This is a genomic window from Chryseobacterium contaminans (genome assembly GCF_001684955.1).
Lineage (GTDB): Bacteria > Bacteroidota > Bacteroidia > Flavobacteriales > Weeksellaceae > Chryseobacterium > Chryseobacterium contaminans.
Genome location: NZ_MAYF01000212.1, coordinates 1 through 18,715 on the forward strand (window position 1 = coordinate 1; position 18,715 = coordinate 18,715).

General features: G+C 36.4%; 17 protein-coding genes. 4 read left to right on the top strand and 13 right to left on the bottom strand.

The window, feature by feature from the left end:
• The 8 genes from priA to BBH99_RS11800 all read right to left on the bottom strand — a co-directional run.
• The coding region (priA, locus tag BBH99_RS11765) for a replication restart helicase PriA (protein WP_066695744.1) at positions 1 to 2,357 on the bottom strand (2,357 nt) is incomplete at its 3' end.
• Between the two features lie 210 nt (positions 2,358 to 2,567).
• On the bottom strand, positions 2,568 to 3,476 hold the full coding sequence (locus BBH99_RS11770; protein WP_066695748.1) for an AEC family transporter: 909 nt from the start codon (positions 3,474 to 3,476) through the stop codon (positions 2,568 to 2,570).
• A 200-nt stretch (positions 3,477 to 3,676) separates the two neighbouring features.
• Positions 3,677 to 3,922, bottom strand: coding sequence for a type II toxin-antitoxin system ParD family antitoxin (locus BBH99_RS11775; RefSeq protein ID WP_066695749.1), 246 nt, complete (start codon positions 3,920 to 3,922; stop codon positions 3,677 to 3,679).
• Positions 3,923 to 4,018: 96 nt separating this feature from the next.
• On the bottom strand, positions 4,019 to 6,493 hold the full coding sequence (locus BBH99_RS11780) for a beta-mannosidase (RefSeq protein WP_066695752.1): 2,475 nt from the start codon (positions 6,491 to 6,493) through the stop codon (positions 4,019 to 4,021).
• Positions 6,486 to 6,872, bottom strand: a complete 387-nt coding sequence (locus BBH99_RS11785) for a GxxExxY protein (RefSeq protein WP_066695754.1) — start codon at positions 6,870 to 6,872, stop codon at positions 6,486 to 6,488. The genes BBH99_RS11780 and BBH99_RS11785 overlap by 8 nt, the downstream gene beginning before the upstream one ends.
• Before the next feature lie 619 nt (positions 6,873 to 7,491).
• A complete protein-coding gene (locus tag BBH99_RS11790) occupies positions 7,492 to 8,154 on the bottom strand; it encodes a copper homeostasis protein CutC (RefSeq protein ID WP_066695756.1) in 663 nt (220 codons plus the stop codon).
• A 14-nt stretch (positions 8,155 to 8,168) separates the two neighbouring features.
• Positions 8,169 to 8,735 (bottom strand): hypothetical protein, encoded by a 567-nt coding sequence (locus tag BBH99_RS11795; protein ID WP_066695758.1) that lies wholly within the window; start codon positions 8,733 to 8,735, stop codon positions 8,169 to 8,171.
• A gap of 147 nt (positions 8,736 to 8,882) precedes the next feature.
• A complete protein-coding gene (locus BBH99_RS11800; RefSeq protein WP_066695760.1) occupies positions 8,883 to 9,878 on the bottom strand; it encodes an isoaspartyl peptidase/L-asparaginase family protein in 996 nt (331 codons plus the stop codon).
• A 108-nt stretch (positions 9,879 to 9,986) separates the two neighbouring features.
• On the opposite strand from BBH99_RS11800, the gene BBH99_RS11805 reads away from it, so the two are divergent.
• The 4 genes from BBH99_RS11805 (at position 9,987) to BBH99_RS11820 (ending at position 13,738) form a co-directional block, all read left to right on the top strand.
• Positions 9,987 to 10,592 (top strand): Crp/Fnr family transcriptional regulator, encoded by a 606-nt coding sequence (locus BBH99_RS11805; RefSeq protein WP_066695762.1) that lies wholly within the window; start codon positions 9,987 to 9,989, stop codon positions 10,590 to 10,592.
• 215 nt (positions 10,593 to 10,807) lie between these two features.
• Positions 10,808 to 11,173, top strand: a complete 366-nt coding sequence (locus BBH99_RS11810) for a DUF3302 domain-containing protein (RefSeq protein WP_083188815.1) — start codon at positions 10,808 to 10,810, stop codon at positions 11,171 to 11,173.
• 5 nt (positions 11,174 to 11,178) lie between these two features.
• Positions 11,179 to 12,336, top strand: a complete 1,158-nt coding sequence (locus BBH99_RS11815) for an HlyD family secretion protein (protein WP_066695764.1) — start codon at positions 11,179 to 11,181, stop codon at positions 12,334 to 12,336.
• A gap of 1 nt (position 12,337) precedes the next feature.
• A complete protein-coding gene (locus tag BBH99_RS11820) occupies positions 12,338 to 13,738 on the top strand; it encodes an efflux transporter outer membrane subunit (RefSeq protein ID WP_066695767.1) in 1,401 nt (466 codons plus the stop codon).
• A 157-nt stretch (positions 13,739 to 13,895) separates the two neighbouring features.
• On the opposite strand, the gene BBH99_RS11825 is transcribed toward BBH99_RS11820, so the two are convergent.
• The 5 genes from BBH99_RS11825 to BBH99_RS11845 form a co-directional block, all read right to left on the bottom strand.
• On the bottom strand, positions 13,896 to 14,384 hold the full coding sequence (locus BBH99_RS11825; protein WP_066695770.1) for a DUF6691 family protein: 489 nt from the start codon (positions 14,382 to 14,384) through the stop codon (positions 13,896 to 13,898).
• A 24-nt stretch (positions 14,385 to 14,408) separates the two neighbouring features.
• A complete protein-coding gene (locus BBH99_RS11830; protein ID WP_066695772.1) occupies positions 14,409 to 14,972 on the bottom strand; it encodes a YeeE/YedE family protein in 564 nt (187 codons plus the stop codon).
• Between the two features lie 12 nt (positions 14,973 to 14,984).
• Positions 14,985 to 16,397 carry an MBL fold metallo-hydrolase gene (locus BBH99_RS11835; protein ID WP_066695825.1) on the bottom strand — a complete coding sequence of 471 codons (1,413 nt, stop codon included), beginning with the start codon at positions 16,395 to 16,397 and terminating at the stop codon, positions 14,985 to 14,987.
• 477 nt (positions 16,398 to 16,874) lie between these two features.
• A complete protein-coding gene (locus BBH99_RS11840) occupies positions 16,875 to 17,669 on the bottom strand; it encodes a sulfite exporter TauE/SafE family protein (protein WP_066695776.1) in 795 nt (264 codons plus the stop codon).
• A 403-nt stretch (positions 17,670 to 18,072) separates the two neighbouring features.
• Positions 18,073 to 18,708 (bottom strand): Crp/Fnr family transcriptional regulator, encoded by a 636-nt coding sequence (locus BBH99_RS11845; protein WP_066695779.1) that lies wholly within the window; start codon positions 18,706 to 18,708, stop codon positions 18,073 to 18,075.
• Positions 18,709 to 18,715 lie beyond the last annotated feature (7 nt).

The window sequence follows — 18,715 nt, forward strand, 5'->3', positions numbered from 1 at the left end:
TTCTCGTAGTTTTTTCCACGGGGTAATTTCAATAAAATCTGGAACTGATATAAATTATTTAATCGGGCAATCTGAGCTCTTTCCGGCCCTAAAATACATTCTTCAGGAAGGTATTTTCTCAGGATTGAACCTAAAAACTGAGAAGCACGGTCTACCTTATCATCTCGGGTATGTTTCAGTTCAATCATAATCAGCTTGGTAAACGGCGGATAATGAAATTTCTGGCGTTCTGTAAGGATATATTTATAGATCTTTGCAGGATTATTCATTTTAATCAACTGGAAAACGGAATGATCCGGATTATAAGTCTGAATCAGTATTTTCCCTTTTCCGGAAACTCTTCCGGCCCTTCCCGAAACCTGCGTAATCAACTGGTAAGCACGTTCTTCAGCTCTGAAATCCTGTACATATAATAAGGAATCAGCTTTAGGAATGGCGACCAGTTCTATATGATCAAAATCAAGACCTTTGGAAATCATCTGGGTTCCTACCACAATATCTGTTTCCCTGTCTTCAATCTTTTCATATAGTTTTTCGTAAGCGAACTTCTTACGCATAGAGTCTATATCCATTCTGTCTACCTCATTTTCAGGGAACAGTTTAGAAACTTCCTCGTGAATCTGCTCTACACCTACTCCTCTTTCATTCAGATTTTCGGAATTACATTTCGGACAGGTTCTTGGTTTTGATGCTCTTTGCCCGCAATAGTGGCATTTCATTTCGTTCGCAGCCTTGTGATACGTCATTACCACATCACAATTGGAACAGTAATTCACATAGCCACAGGTTTCGCACTCAATAACATTGGCATATCCACGTCTGTTGTGAAGCACAATGGCCTGGTTCTTTTCGTCAAGAGTATGCTTGATAGCATCAATAAGTCTTAAGGAAAAATTTCCGTTTACGTTTTTAGATTCCTGAGCTTCTTTGAAATTAATCAACTCATACTCAGGTAGATTTACATTCCCGAACCTTTCATTCAGGAAAACGTATTTCATTTTATCTTTTCTGGCCCTGTAATAGCTTTCAACAGAAGGTGTTGCAGATCCAAGAATAACTCCGGCTTTATATAAACCACCCAAAACCAAAGCAGCATCTTTAGCATTAAAATAAGGAGTGACTTCTCTTGGTTTATACGCAGAATCATGTTCTTCATCCACCACAATCAAACCTAAATTCTGATAGGGTAAAAACAAGGCATTTCTGGTTCCAACAAGGATACGGATATCATTCTGTTTAATTCTTCGCCATACTTCTACTCTTTCGAAATCAGTCAGTTTCTGATGATAAAATCCTAATTGTCTGCCATATTTTTTCTCCAGCCTTTGGGTAATCTGTTTCGTTAATGAAATTTCAGGAAGCAAAAACAGAACGTTCTTTCCTTCTCTGATGCATTCTTCGATCTTTTCTAAATAAATATGGGTTTTTCCGGATGATGTTACTCCATGAAGCAGTACGTTTTTTCCTTCTTCAAAAGCTTCATCGATCTCGGCTTTTGCAATTTTCTGTTCTTCGGAAAGTTCTTCTATCTCTTCAATTTCACCTTCATAACTTTCAATCCTGTCTTTCTGCATATAATATTCCTCCACAAGGCCTTTGTCTGCCAATGCCTTGAAGTGGGAACTTCCAAAATAACCGTCTTCAAACAGATCTGCTTTTTTGATATGAAGATCAGGTTTTTCCGTTTGTTTCTCAAGAATAAGAAGGAACAAATCCTTCTGTTTAGGGGCTTTATTTAGTTTTAAAAGAATTTCTGTTAGATTCTGATTACTTAAAACCTCATCATTAATTCTTACATAAGCTACTTCTTTAGCCTTATACTTCTCTGCAATTTTCTCATCAATTTCAATATATTGCATATCGATCAGAGAATTGATGGTTTTAATAATTTCCTTTTTGGGAATAAAGGCTTCAATGTCTGTAAGATTCACCAATTGTCTTACTTCCAGTGCCTGGATCAGGTACATTTCGTTAACATCAAGGTTTTCAAAGTCAACAACTACACCAGGTTTTAATTTTAAATAGGTTTCACTCTCCAGTTTTAATGAAGAAGGAAAAGCCAATCTGTAGATTTCTCCCAGATTGCACAGATAATAATCGGAAAGCCAGTTCCAGAAACGGATTTGTTCTTCAGGAAGTATCGGTTTTTCGTCCAAAATACTAATGACTTCCTTTGCTACAAAGTTATCCGGTGTATTATCATGAAGTTCAAAAACAATTCCGGTATAAATCTTTTTTCCTCCAAATGGTACTAAAACCCGCATTCCCAATTGAATTTGAGACATCAGTTCTTCTGGAACCTTATAGGTAAAGGATCCTTTTAAATTCAGCGGTAAAACAATTTGAGCGTACTGCAAGGGAAATATTTAAAGTGTAAAATTAGAGGTTTCCGGAGAGAACTGCAACTTTTGAAAGCGTTTCAGTGGCACGATCATCTAATAGAGGTTGGTTTGATGGCCACCCCGTTAAATTTTCAATTTGACACCCTCCAGAGGAAGGGCAATTTTCAGTTTATTGACTGTAGCATTTGTAAATACAAGAAGTTTACTCTTTTAATTTCATTTATTTTAAAAGAAAAACTGGGTAATCTCATACCACATTGCTGAAGTAAAAAAACCTACAATAATGCTGACTCCGATAATCAGGTTGGTGAGCTTTGTATTCAGCCTGAACTGTTCTGCAATAATACTTGAAGTCACTAATGTTGGCATGGCCGCTTCAAAAACGGTAATTTTTGCAACATCTCCTTTTATTCCTAATAATAAAGCCATTCCTAAAACGATTGCAGGTGCCAGAATCAGTTTATACAACATGGAAGCAGACATTTGAGGAATCAGTTTTTTCCAGCCATTAAATTTCAATTGTAAACCGACAGAAAATAAGGCTAGTGGGCTTACTGTAGCAGCCAATTTATCAAAAAGCGGTTCTGCAAAAGTTAAATCGATGAATTGTGACAATACCAGGGCAGAAATACAACCTATTAATGGTGGAAATGTAATTAATCGTTTAAAAATAAATGCTGCACTCACTTTTCCGGATTTGCTTCCTCCTTTCACAGCCGCAATAATTCCTAATGTTGAAAGGGCAAAAAACATGGTTTGGTCGCATATGATTGCAATACTCAAAAGACCTTCACCATAGAAAGCACTAATCAAAGGAAATCCGATGAAAGAGGTGTTACTGTACCCGCTTGCCAATTCTAAAGTACTTCTTGAGCGCCTTGAATATCCCCTGCTTTTACTGTAAAGCATCATATAAAAAAAGCAGAATACAGAGATTAAAAAAGTGGCTGCAATCGGAAAAAGCATTTCCGTTGTCCAATGTACTTTAGGCAGATATTTGAATGAAACTGCCGGCAGAGCAAGATAAAGAATCCAGGTATTGATCCCCTTATGGGCATCCGGGTGGATAGATTTTGTTGCTTTGAATAACATTCCTGCAATAATACATACTGCAATCAGAACAAAATTTACCATAACTGTAAAGAAATAATGTAGTGCAAAGTTACGGCTGATTTTTGAGGTGGGAATGGAAAAATGTTATTTTTTTAGATCTAATAGGCTTTTAAAACCTATTAGATCTTATGATTTTTTCTCGCAGATTATGCAGAATTAAGCAGATTTTAGCCTCTGATGCATAAATTTCAATAAATCTTCAATGGTCTTATGGATAAAAATTATTTTTTGATTTTAGATCTTAGAGATTCAATATGATTTTCAGGATTAAAGTCTGTTGAAATTCCACTATAAAATCCTTCCTTAATAGCATTTTTAAGAAGCTGACTTTTATTTTCCTCATCTTCCAGCAGTCTTAATCCAGCACGAATAACTTCACTCACATTCTTATACCTACCTTCTGAGATTTTATGATCTACAAAATCTTCAAAATAATCTCCCAGAGAAACAGATGTATTACGTCCCATAGCATTCTGATTTTAAATTCCATATCAAATTTATCAAAAAATGGTAACTTTTATACTCCTAATTTACCAATTTATGGTAATTCAAAATAATCTTTTTTAAAAAGTATCAAACAAACTCATTACCTCAACTTTCTCCAAAGATCTGGAAAGTGTAATTCTTTTTGAAGTTCCCGGTAACAGATCAAAGAAATTATCGCTGAAATGAGCATCACCGATCAGGTATACGTCTTTTGCTAAAACATCTGTAGACACTTCAATTTCTGTTGGAGATATTTTTTTAATGATAATATTAGGTTTTGAAAGCTTTAAATCTTTAGGTCTTACCGGAAAAAAAAGCTTTTCAAATTTTGTCTCTCCATTGTCTGAACTTATTTTTAAAACCGCTTTAGATACATCAAATTTTGCCCAATCAGTTTTATTGATGCTAAGAATATTTTCACTTACATCAGCCTTTAGATTCTTGATGACATGGGATTTCCATAACAGCTTTCCATCAAAATCAATAAGCTCGAATTTTACATCAGCCTTTATTTCTTTTAACACATCACTGATCAGATAGATTTCATAAGCATCATTATTTTCCGCAACGGAGATCAATACCGGTTCAAAGCTTCGTTTTACCTGATAGTGAAATGCTTTCCAGTTTCCTAAATAATCAATAGATGACCATGAAACCACCGGCCAACAATCATTCAACTGCCAATACAATGTTCCCATATTATAAGGTTTTGCCCTGCGATGAGCTTCTATTGCGATCTGCATTCCTCTGGCCTGTAATAATTGGGAAACATAGTTGTATTTCACAAAACCTGTCGGGATTTTATAGTCCCGTTCCATGTATTTACTGATGATCTCCCATCCTCTGGCATGTTTTTCATGCGCTTTAATGGTTGGATTTTGTAAATCCAGATCAGAAACTCCTGAAAACATTGATTTTGTTGTAGCTAACGTTGGCATTCCCTGAAATCCATATTCAGACATGAAGCGGCCTACTTTTTCATTATAGATTTTAAAAGGCTGCTCTCCCCACCAAACGCCCCAGTAATGAGAATCTCCTTCTGTAAGGCTTTCTTTATGCCCCCATCCTATTGATGGAGAGCTTGGCCAATATTTATTTTTATCCGGTGCCAGATTTTCCTTCATTGTATTAGGAATAACATCATGAAAAAGTTTCTTATAATCTTTCCAAACCTGTAATGAATCTTCTTTCGAATATTTAAACTGCTTCTGATAGCCCCAATTGACAATAGCTTCATCAATTTCATTATTCCCGCACCACAATGCTATGGATGGGTGGTTTTGAAGCCTGTTGATCTGATCTTTTACTTCTTCTTTCACATTATCCAAAAACTCGTTATCTGCAGGATAAAAACTTCCCGCGAACATAAAATCCTGCCAAACCAGAATTCCGTTTTCGTCACAAGCTTTATAGAATTCTTCATCTTCATAAATTCCGCCGCCCCAAATACGAATCATATTCATATTAGCGTCTTTAGCAGCTTTAATCAGCTTCTGATATTTTTCTTTGGTGATTCTTGGAGAAAAACTGTCTGCAGGAATCCAGTTGGTTCCTTTGATGTATAGAGGGTTTCCATTAACTTTAAAGTAGAATGATTTTCCTTTTTCATCTTTCTCCTGGATAAGTTCAATGTCTCTTAATCCATAAGTAACATTGATATCCCGAATAATCCTTCCTCCTTTTTTATACAAGGAAATTTTTGTTGTATATACATCAGGCTTTCCTCTTCCGTTAGGCTGCCATCTCTTAGGATCTTTAATCTTATAAGGCAGAATAATGGTATTCTGGCCTTTATTGAGATGGAATTTATGCATTCCTCTATTTAAATTGAACCAGGTAAAATATTCTCCTTCTTCTTCAGCAAAAATATTCATATTGAATGACACCTCAGCCTGCGTATCGGAGAGTGACTTCTGCTGAACCTGAACACTTTTAATCTTTGCATTTCTCCAGAACTCCAGCTTTACATCTTTCCAGATTCCTGCTGTTACTAATCTTGGCCCCCAATCCCAGCCAAACTGATACTGGGCTTTTCTTACGAAGCTTCGCGGTGATTCAGGCATGGTAAACGGAACTTTTTTGGCCAGCTCTTTTCCTTCATTAACGGCTGATTTAAATTTTACCTGTAAAAGATTCGTTCCTTGTTTTAAATACTCCTTCACAGGAATTTCCCAGGTTCTGAACATATTATCTGTTTTCTTCAAGAGTTTACCATTAAGATAAATCTCTGAGAATGTATCCAATCCGTTAAAAACAAGATCAATATGATCATAATCAAACTCTTTGAATGAAATATCAAAACTGGTCTGATAATCCCAATCTTCATTTTCTACCCATTGAACTTTCTTTTCGTTTTCATCTTTGAAGGGATCAGGAATAACTTTATTGTTCATCAAATCCAGATGCACCGTTCCCGGGATCTTGGCTGGAAGCCAGTTTTTTTCTTTTGAATTTTTGAACTGCCAGTTTTCAGAAGAAAGATTTCTCTCAGAATACTGAGCAAAAAGAACATTCTGAATGAGAATAAAAGCAAAAAGTAAAGTTTTACGCATCAATAATTTTGTTTACAATTCTGTGAATTCCGTATTTAATGAGTTCACTATTAAAATTAATAAGGAGCCCGAGTTTCATCTGAGTTTGCTTTAAATAAGTCAGTACCTGAGCATTAAAAATAGGATGTATTTCCAGTACAGATTTCACTTCAACAATTACTTTATCTTCTACAATGAGATCAATTTTATATGCATTTTCTATGATTACCTCTTTGTATTGTAATGGTAATACGACTTGTTGCTTTACATTAAAACCCTGTATTCTTAATTCGTAGGCTAAAGCAGTTTCATATGCACTTTCTAATAATCCGACCCCTAAGTTTTTATGAACTTCTATAGCAGCTCCTATTATTTTGTAAGATAATTCGTTTTCTGTCATTTGTGTGTGTTTATTTTTTTAAACGCAAAGTTTTTATTTTGATTATGTATGACTTTTAAGGAAGCGAAGAAAGAATCGATTTGCAATCGATTATGACGAAGCGCATATTATCCTTCTGCTTATTCAGCGGCTTTGCCGCCCAACTTTGCTCACTTAAAATATAAGAGCTTGTTAAATCAAAACTTTGCGTTTAAATTTTTTTAAAGCAATAAGCTTCTACTATTACATCTATGTATTTTGTAAAATAATTCATTTTTGGTCATTTGTCAATGTTTATTTTTTTTAACGCAAAGATTTTATTGTGAGTATTTCTTATTTTTAAGGGGGCTAAGATAGAAAACCGATTTGCAATCGGTTATGATGAAGCGAGCGATATCTAACTGCTTATTCAGCGGCTTTGCCGCCTTACTTTGCTTCCTTAAAATATAACAGCTTGTGAAATAAAAACTTTGCATTTAAACTAAAAATGAATGGGTAAAGTTTACCATCAATAAATGAAATCATTTACATCATATCATTAAAAACTAATAGCAGTTTTGTCATTTCGAGGAACGAGGAATCTCTACAATGTATTGAGATTCTTCGCTACGCTCAGAATGACACGTTAGTTATTTAGTGATTATTTATTCTTCAAAGCTACTACCTCATCAGGGTTTGCAAAGGAACCACCATCCGTAATTGCTGAAGAATGGAAATATCCGGCTTTTGTAACTTCCCTGATCTCTTCAATATTTGAGGAACGAAGACCTCCTCCAACAAGAATTTCAATTCTTCCATTGGAAAGAGCCACTAATTTTTTCAGATTTTCTTTTCCTTCAGATACATTGGGTTTCTGGCCTGAAGTAAGAATGGTTGTAAAGCCACATTCAATTACTTTTTCCAAAGATTCTTCCAATCCTTTTGCTCTGTCGAAAGCACGATGGAATGTGCATGGAAGTGGTGAAGCCAATTCAACCAAGGTTTTATTTTGCTCAACATTCACCTCATCCTTTTCATTCAGAATTCCGAATACAAAACCATCAACATTCAATGATTTTAATGCGATCAGGTCTGATTTCATCTGCTCAAACTCAGCATCTGAATAAGTAAAATCACCTCCTCTCGGACGAATCATCACAAAGATTGGAATGTTTATTTTCTCTCTTAAGTCTTTTGTAGATTGAAAATCGGGAGTTGTTCCTCCTTCGCTTAATCCGGCACACAATTCAATTCTGTCTGCCCCGTTTTCAAAAGCAATCATTGCTGATTCCGGATTAAAGCATGCTATTTCTATTTTTGACATTGTCTTTCTATCTTTTAATTAAATTCAGGAGTATCTTGCAGTACATCGGCAATCAGGAAGGAATTATTCTCCTTACTCACCCTAACTTTGACAGGATATACTGCTTTTAATGCTTTATCATTAAGAACAACATCAAACAAATAATTATTCCCATTTTCAGATATCAGTTCGCATTTGGTTACCTGCACTTTATCCCAATCCTGCCCTGCGATTAAGAATCCAACGCCTACACCTGCTTTTTTAGTATCAAATTTTCCTTTCCACTTATCGTTAAATTCCTTCTCTGTAAGGCTTCCGTCAACATCCATATCAACATTCATAGCATCGGTTTTATAGTCGTAATACTCTTTGGTTGTTATTTTCTGCATGTTTTTATCCAGGCTACCAAGATCTGCTTTAAAGTAGTCTTCAATACTTTTTTCTAACCATTTTTTCGCTTCTTCCGATTCATTTGTCTGAGGCCTCGTTTCCTGAACCACATTTTTTTTCACTTCAGGTTCCGGTTGAGTAGCTAATGCTTCTTTCTTTTCTTCCTTACATCCTATTATTAAAAACAGGGAAGCGATCATCATTCTTTTCATATTCTGTCTATCTGTTTATTTTTGGTTTACCACTTATTTTTAATCTAAATTATTAGTTTACAAATAGTGTTGGACAATCAAAGATTTTCTGTTTTTTAGCCACGAATGAATTTATTAGTACATTCGTTGCCATAAGAAAATTGTGTATTATTTTACTGCAAATTCAGGGGTTTCAAGACGGTTTCCTTTTTGGTCGTATACGGCAAAGTTAAATCCGTCCTGAATACAGTAAGCTCCGTATTCTCCTTTTTTATTGATGGCAATAAAGCCCACCTGAATGTCTTTAAGATTTTTATTCCTTCTCTGATTGATCTTTACAATTCTGTCTACAGCTTCTTTACAGGCTTGTTGTGGGGTTCTTCCCTGCCTCATCAGCTCTACCACAAGATGAGTTCCTACAGTTCTGATCACCTCTTCACCGTGCCCTGTTGCTGTAGCTGCTCCTACTTCGTTATCTACAAATAAACCTGCCCCGATAATGGGAGAATCTCCTACCCTTCCGTGCATTTTGAAGGCCATTCCACTGGTAGTGCAGGCTCCGGAAAGGCTTCCATGAGCATCAAGGGCGATCATTCCTATGGTATCGTGATTTTCAATATTGGCAATGGGTTTATACTGACTTGTTTTCAGCCATTCTTTCCATTCTTTTTCGGATTCTTCAGTGAGAAGATTTTCTTTTTTGAAACCTTGGGAAAGGGCAAACTGCAATGCTCCGTCTCCTACTAACATTACGTGAGGTGTTTTTTCCATCACAGCTCTGGCTACAGAGATAGGATTTTTAATATTCTCAATACAGGCCACTGAACCGATATTGTAGTTATCATCCATAATGCAGGCATCTAATGTTACCCTTCCGTCTCTGTCCGGGCGGCCGCCATAACCTACACTTCTTTCTTTAGGATCCAATTCTACCAGCCTCACTCCTTTTTCAACGGCATCCAGGGCTTTTCCTCCTTTTCCAAGAATCGTCCAAGCTTCTTCATTGGCTTTAATACCGAAATTCCAGGTTGAAAGAACGATAGGTTTATTGGTAACAGTATTATTTTCAGGCAATTCTTTCGCCATCAGATCCAATGGATTTACAGCGAGTGCCGCGGTTGCGATCCCCAGTTTTTTGATAAAACTTCTTCGGTTATTGTTCATTGTATAACAAAATTATAGTATCAACAAATCTAAAAAAAACTTCTTTGAAATCCTTATTATCGTGCAACGAATATCTATATCTGATTTTTATTTATCTTTACTCCCGTAATGGACTTATTTAAGACTTTTAAGAATATTGTTTTCTTCCAGGATTTATCTGATGAGGAAATTAATGTTTTGATAAGCCTCAGCACTCCCAGATTTCTTAGAAAAAAAGAAACACTGGCTGAACCAGGACAGTCTTTTAATCAGTTATTTATCCTCTCCAACGGATTACTGAGATTTTTCTTTGATGATGAAAACGGCAATGAAACGAATCTTTTCTTACCATCAGAAAAAGAAGCAGCCATTATGGAAAGCCCGGAATCATTTTCAGGAGAAAGTGAAAGAAAATACACGATTGAAGCTGTTATAGAATCTCAGATCTTTTTATTTAACAAAGCTGAGTTTGAAGAAGCGGCATTTCAGCACAGGGGAATTTACAATGCTTATCTGAAATCTTTAAAACAAATCATTAACACCCTAAAGGTACGCACAGAACAGCTTTGCTCCACTTCTCCCCATTCCCGATATGAAGAGTTCCTGGAAAGCCGTCCTTTCACTTCCCAAAATGCTAACAGGAAGTATATTGCCAATTTTCTGGGCATTACTCCCAATTCACTTTCAAGGATGACCGCAAGGGTTCATAAAAAAAGGAACGAAAGAAAAAAATAACTTAGGAATACTTTTTCTCACTTTATTCGATCTATTTTTGCTTCATCAAAATACTGTTACACAATTTATTAAAAGCAAAATGAGAAAAATATTATTCACAAAAAGGATTACATTCAATCATCTTTACCCTTCATGAAGATGTAAGCTAACTGACTGGCATTTACAGTCCGGTTACCTCTTGTTATACCTTTAATTATACCTTATACCAATATATTATGCAAAGAATATCCATCCTTCTCTGCCTGTTACTTTCATGCAATTTTGTTCAGGCATCCACAGGAATAGAAGACCATATAGCTGATGTTGCATCCTGGGTCATTTTACTTGTTTTACCTTTGGCCGGGATCTACCTTTTCTGGAAAGTTCACATTTATCCGGAGAAAGTAGCTGAAAAGAAGAATCATCCTCAGCTCAACGCCATAAAGAGTATGTGCCTCCTTTCTCTTGTGTTTGGAGGCCTTTTATGGCCGGTTGCCCTAATCTGGGCGAATTATGATTACGGCAATCAAAATCAACCTAAAAATAATCCTGATGCGCCTAAAGAGCAGGAAGAAGAAGAACTTAACACAATTGAAAATTAATCAACATGCTAGAATTACTCATCGCCATATATGCCGGAATCTGCTGGCTTCTCATTAAAAAATTAAAATTAATTCCCTGGACATTTACCACACAGGTTGTGGTATATTCCCTTCCTATTTTTGGATCTATCGCTTTAATATTAAGCCTTAATTACTACTGCCCTATTACTTCCGATGTGAAGGTGGGAAACAGAAGTGTGGATATTACCACACAGGTTTTAGGGAAAGTTAAAAAAGTATATGTAAAAACCAATCAGGAGGTTAAAAAAGGAGATACCTTATTTGTTCTGGACAGAGAGCCGTATGTACAGGAGATTAAATCTCTGGAAGCAAAACTCAGTAATATGAAAGCTACTGTAAGCTCCTACAATACAGATATTGCTTCATCCAGAAAGAATATTGCGGGTTTACAGTCACAACTTGATCTGGCCAATAAAAGAGTGAATCAATATAAAGAATTGGTGGAAGCTGGAGCTGCCAATAAATTTGATCTGGAACAAGCAATGACGAATGTTCAGGACTTACAGTCAAGAATCAGTGCAGCACAGGCTCAGCAACAGTCTCTTGAAACCAAGTCGAATGCTTCTTATAATGGAGAAAACTCTTCTGTATCGGAAATTCAGGCGAAATTGGATCAGGCGAAATGGAATTTGTCTCAAACCGTTGTTTTAGCTCCTACTGATGGTATTATTCCGAATGTTCAGCTTAATGAAGGGGCTATTATGGCTCCGTTTAAATCTGCGTTTGTTTTGATTCAGAAACAGCAGTCTGTTATCGGATTCTTTGCTCAAAACGAACTTGAAGCTGTGAAGAATGGTGATGAAGTAGAATTGGCTCTTAAAACAGAACCGGGAAAGGTGGTTAAGGCTAAACTTGAGTATGTAATTGATGCTACCAGCCAGGGTATTATGAACAATGCAGGAGGAATGCTTGGCGGAAACGGTTCTACAGCAGGACTTCCTGATACTGCCAGACAATTACCGGAAACGGATGGAAAAATGATTGCCAAGTTTGTTCTGGAAGATAACCAAAAGCAACTGACGGTTGGAGCGAGAGGTACAGCGGTTATTTATTCGGATCATATCAAACCTTTACATCTTATCCGAAAGGTAATGGTACGCATCAACAGTAAAATTAACTTCGTTATTCCAAAACTTCATTAATATGTACAAAAGATTCATCATGGCAGGAATCCTGGCTGTAAGTCTTAGCTCATGCATAGGCTACAAGGAACCTACCAAAGAAAACATAGCTGAGTTAAAGGAAAAAAATGAAATTGCCTCTCATATTACCATTCCTGATGAATGGATTTTTGACCGGAATGCCAATTCCAGATCTCTTTCTTATGATTGGATTACGGATCTTAAGACTCCACAGCTAGAAGCACTTATCAATGAGGGAATGCAATATAATGCAGATATTATCATTGCTAAAGAAAAACTCAATCAGATTGAGCTGGCGATGGAAATTGCAGGGACTAATCTTTATCCAAGTGTAAGTGCCGTTGCCAATACCTCCAACAACCTTGTAAGTGAAAGCCAGATCAGTCGTCTTGCACTAAAGGCAAGCTGGGAAATTGATTTATGGGGTAAAAATAAATCGGCACAAATGGCCAGTACCAGCGATTATTTTTCTGCCAAGCATAAAAGCACCCTGTTACACCAGTCTATTGCTGCGATGATTGCAAAGGCGTATTATCTCAATATTGCCGGAAACATCCAGGAAAATAGGATTGAAGGTTATATTCAGAAAACTAAAGAGCTGGAAAAACTATATGGTATTCAGAAAAAAGTAGGAACTGCAAATGCTCTTGATTTATCTAATATCTCTGCCGAAATTATTTCTTTGGAAGGATATCTGGAAAAGATCAGAAATGCCAATAGGCAGTCCAGGAGATCTCTTGAGCTGCTTACCGGAAAATATCCTGAAGGAAAATTAACCACGCAGAACTTTTTTAATCCTGTACAAAATAACATTCCTTCTTCTTTTCCATTGGAGCTTTTAGAAAGCAGATCTGATATACAGGCTTATCATTTTCAGATAGAAAAGGCTTTTTATGAGGTTCAGCAGGCTAATGCAGCAAGGCTTCCTTCTCTTACCATCAGTTCTTCACTGGGAACGGCAGGCAGTAATGTGGAATCTATTAATTCATTATTTACGAATCCTTTACTGAGAGTTGGTGGTGGCTTGGTTTCTCCAATTTTTAATGGTGGAAAGCTTAAGAAGAATATAGAAATAAAAAACTCACAGCAAAAACAGGTGGTTGAAGAGTATTCAAAAGCAGTTCTGAACGCATTGAATGAAGTGGAATCATCATTAGCTAATCTGAATTCTCTTGAAAAGCAGAGCGGTTTTAACCGTAAAGCCATCAATGAACTGAAAAACAATATCAGCCTCACTGAAAAACAAATTAAGGTAGGAACCAATAACAGTTTCATATTGATCCGGAAACAAAGGGATCTTCTTAAAAATGAGATGAATCTTATCAACCTGGAGCTTCAGGACAAAATGGAACGCATCAATCTTTATATGGCTCTGGGTGCACAAAACTTCATTTTTTCATAATTTTGTACGGAAAGACAACGAATGGATATTCGCTGTCTTTTTCGTTTTGTATCAACAAAGTTTTAACAATTAAGTTGTTTTAAAGTTAATAAGCGCATGGATAAAAAGTACACTTAAGGTTTTGAAAATCTACGATTTTCGTTAATGAATCTATGCATTAATGTGGTAGCTTATCTCTAAAATATCCATAGACCCAGGTTCCGGCAATGGCACTTAAAAGGGTAACAGATACAGCCAATGCTCCGGTTCCGATCTGGGCAAAAAGTGGTCCCGGACAGGCTCCGGTAATCGCCCAACCAAAGCCAAAGATCAATCCGCCATAAATCTGGCCCTTATTGAACTTTTTTGGGGTTAATGTAATAGGTTCACCATGGATTGTTTTGATGTTGAATTTCTTAATCAGCCACACTGAAATCATTCCTACCAAAACGGCGCTCCCGATAATTCCGTACATATGAAACGACTGTAAACGGAACATTTCCTGAATTCTGAACCAGCTGATCACCTCAGCTTTTACGAAGATAATTCCAAAGATGATTCCTGCTGCCAAGTATTTTAAATTATAATACCACGGGTGTTGTAGTTTGCTTTCATTTGTACAAAAGGCATCCTGTTGATGAATATTTTGTTCCTGTTCTTTTAACATTGATTTGATTCTTAAAAATTAAACTTATAGGGAAAGGATGATCGGCAGGATAAGATTCGCCATTAGGAACCCTCCTATCATAAAGCAAATAGTAGCCACCAATGAAGGCCATTGCAGATTGGAAAGCCCCATGATTGCATGACCGCTGGTACATCCGCCCGCATATCGCGTTCCAAAACCTACCAGAAATCCGCCTACTACCATCATGATGAATCCCCTTAAGGTCAAAAGGCTCTCAAAGTTCATGAGCTGAGTTGGAACAAGGTTAGTATAATCTGTAATTCCGTAGCCAGCCAACTCACTTTTCAGATCAGGATTAACCGTAATTTCTGAGGGGTTCAGTAAAAAATTGGCCGCTATCATTCCTCCGAAGAAAATTCCCAATACAAAAAACAGGTTCCAGGCTTCCTTTTTCCAGTCATATTTAAAAAAATTGACGTTGGCTGGTATACAAGCTGCACAAATGTGTCTTAGCGAAGAACTGATTCCAAAGGATTTATTTCCCATTATCAATAAAGCAGGAACGGTTAACCCGATTAAAGGTCCCGCTATATACCATGGCCATGGTTCTTTTATGATCTCCAACATATCTATTTATTATTATTTAAAAATTTTTGTCTGACATACAAAATTGCTTTTTGAAACTCCTGTAGCTGCGATGGCTTTAAAACCACCTTCAATCTCAGTAAAATTTCTGTATCCTCTTGCCTGAAGAATACTGGCGGCCATCATACTTCTGTACCCTCCGGCACAATGAAGATAGAAATGTTCTTCCGGCTGGATCTCATCAATCCATTCATTAATATAAGCCAAAGGTTTGCTGTAGGCATTATTTACATGTTCGGCAGCATATTCACTTTCTTTCCTTACATCAATAATCTTGGCTTCTTTACCTGAAATCTCTTTTTCAAATTGTTCTGCAGAGACACGGTTCACAGAATCCATTTCTTTTCCATTGTTCTTCCAAGCTTCAATTCCTCCTTCTAAAAACCCCAGAATATGATCGAATCCTACCCTGCTTAATCGGGTTACCGCTTCTTCTTCATCTCCCGGTTTTGTCACTAGCAAAATAGGCTGATTTACGTCTGCAACCAAAGCTCCAACCCATGGCGCAAAATCACCATCTAATCCTATATTGACGGATTGTGGGATAAATTCTTTGGCAAATTCACCATTGTTTCTCACATCCAAAATTAAGGCTCCGGAAGCTTCTGCTATTTCTTCAAACTGTTCAGGTTTAAGAGCATGTAATCCTTTTGACAAGACTTCATCAAAGCTATGATATCCTTTTTTATTCATCATTACATTCATTCCAAAATATGCCGGTGGTGGTAAAAGTCCATCTGTTACTGCTTTAATAAAGCTTTCCTTATCGCTCTGATTAAGCGCATAATTTGTTTCTTTTTGGTTCCCTAATGTATCAACCGTTTCTTTCTGCATATTTTTACCACATGCTGAACCTGCGCCATGAGCGGGATATACCACAATATCATCATTTAAAGGTAATATTTTTTGGTATAAACTGTCATATAACAACCCTGCTAGATCTTCCTGCTTCATATCCGTAGCTTTTTGGGCAAGATCAGGACGGCCTACATCTCCAAGAAATAGAGTATCTCCACTGAAAAGAGCCTTTTCATTTCCCTCTTCATCAATCAACAGATAACAACTGCTTTCCAAGGTATGTCCTGGAGTATGAAGGACTTTTATTTTGATATCTCCAATCTCAAATATCTGGTTGTCTTCTGCAATGATAGCCTTAAATTCAGGATTTGCAGTGGGACCGTACACGATTGGAGCATCCGTTTTTTTGCTTAAATCAAGATGTCCGCTCACAAAATCTGCGTGAAAATGGGTTTCAAAAATAAATTTTAGCCGTACACCATCCTTTTTTAATCTTTCCACATAAGGTTGGGTTTCTCTTAAAGGATCAATAATAGCTGCTTCTCCGCCTGATGTAATATAATAAGCGCCCTGAGCCAAACATCCTGTATAAATCTGTTCTATTTTCATTGTATTCATTTTTGATTTTGTTGTCTTGTACAAAGTTCCTTCTTTCTGTGTTCTCCTACAGTTACTTTTGTTACATAGCAGAATTTTGAAACCAATTTTTTTTTTAACCACAAATCGAAGATTCGACGAAGTCAAAAGGCACAAAAGTTTTTTTATAACACTTTAGTTCCCTTAAGAGAGTTTAGAAATTACTGCATAAGAAGTACATTAAAGATGAAAATCAAAGATTTTCATAAAGCTTAAGTGCTCTTTCAGCAGTATGAATCATAACTTATATTTACTTAAGTGTTATAAAGGTTTTGTGACTTTTGTGGTTCAATTTTGTTATACCATATTTGTTATAGAAATAGATGAAAATCATAGATCTCGTAAAGCTTAAGTGCTCTTTTCAAAAGTATGAATCATAACTTCTATTTTACTTAAGTGTTATGAAGCTTTTGTGCCTTTTGTGGTTCAATTATATTATAGCATACTGGTTTATAAAAATATTTCCCGGGTGATGATATAAATTCCCATGACCAGAATAAACCACCCGAATGCCGGTTTCAGTTTTTTACCATCAATCTTTTTAGAGATTTGTGAACCTATGATAATTCCAATGATGGCAATCGCTGCAATGGAGGTCAGTAATTTCCATTCTATTTTTACAGTATTGATGGATGAAAAGAACCCAATCAGGGAGTTTAGAGAAATAATAACGAGTGAAGTTCCTATCGCCGTTTTCACCGGAACTTTTAAAAGGTTAACCAATGCAGGGATAATCATAAAACCTCCGCCAGCGCCTACCAAGCCTGTTAAAACACCTACTATGATTCCTTCTCCAGCCGCCAATAAAGCTTTATTTCTATTAAAATCACTTCCATCCGCATCCCCGGTAGCCGGACGTTTAATCATTTTATAGGAAGCAAGAATCATCAACGTTGCAAAAATCAACAACAGAAAAATATTTTTGGTTACTGTAAAACCTTTTACAATGAGTAGTTCTTCCGGAATGAGAGGCAGCAGATACATTCTGGTTAAAAAGATTGAAATAATGGAGGGCAATCCAAAAATCAGGACCATTTTAAAATCAACCAAACCTTTTTTGAAATAGGAAACAGAACCCACCGCACTGCTCACTCCTACAATAAAAAGAGAGTATTCTGTAGCTAATAAAGTATCAATTCCAAAAAGATAGACCAATACGGGAACAGTGAGAATACTTCCACCACCGCCAATTAACCCTAAAGAAACACCAATTAAAACCGCTGCTGCATATCCTATAATTTCCATTTGTTCAACTATTATGATGCAAAATTGGAGTTATTTGAGGAAAGCTACAGTTACTTTTGTTACATAACAGAATTTTGAAACCTATATCTATTTTTTTTAAACCGCAAAAGTCACAAAAGCTTATTTTTTAAAAACACTTGAGTTCACTTAAGAGAGTTTAGAAACTGCTGCATAATAAGTTCACTAAAGGTGAGAATCTATAATTTTTCATAAAGCTTAAGTGCTCTTTTCAGCAGTATGAATCATAACTTATATTTACTTAAGTGTTATGAACTTTTGTGACTTTTGTGGTTTGGATGACCACCCCGTCAAAAATTCTTTGAATTTTCGCCACCCCTCCAGCGGAGGGGAATATGAGCGTTTATTATTAACTAACAGTGAGAAAGGAGAAGAGAAATTGTAACTAGTTGGTAGATTTCAAAAGGGTGATTTTGTTTCTACCCAGTTTTAGTCTTCCGTCTTCTTCTAGCTGTTTGAGAAGTCTTGATACTACTACACGAGCTGTTCCCAATTCGTTGGCAAGCTGTTCATGAGTTGTATTGATGGTATCTGAGTGAGTAAGTTCAGATTTTTTATGAAGCAAATTCAGGAGTCTTTCGTCTACCTTTTTGAAGGCAATGGCATTGATGATATCGAGTAATTCCTCAAAACGTTTGTGATAAAGTCTGAAAATATAATCCAGCCACTCCGGATGTTCTTTGATAAATAAGGAAACTTTATCTATAGGCAGAAAAAGAATTTCAGCATCTTCTTCTATTTCTGCTTTTACAATACTTTTTTCATGGTGCATTCCGCCCAGAAAAGACATGATGCAGCTCTCGCCTGCTTTAATATAATACAGCAGGATCTCGCGCCCATCTTCTTCTGTCCGGATTACCTTCATCATCCCTTTCATAACGATAGGAATGGAACGAATAGATGCATTTTCATTTAAAATAATATCTCCTTCATGATAGTTTTTGGTGATTCCGTACTGATAGAGTTTTTCAACCAGATCTGGTGAAGAGCAAAATTCTGAAGAAAGTATGGTATCCTGCATGGCAAAA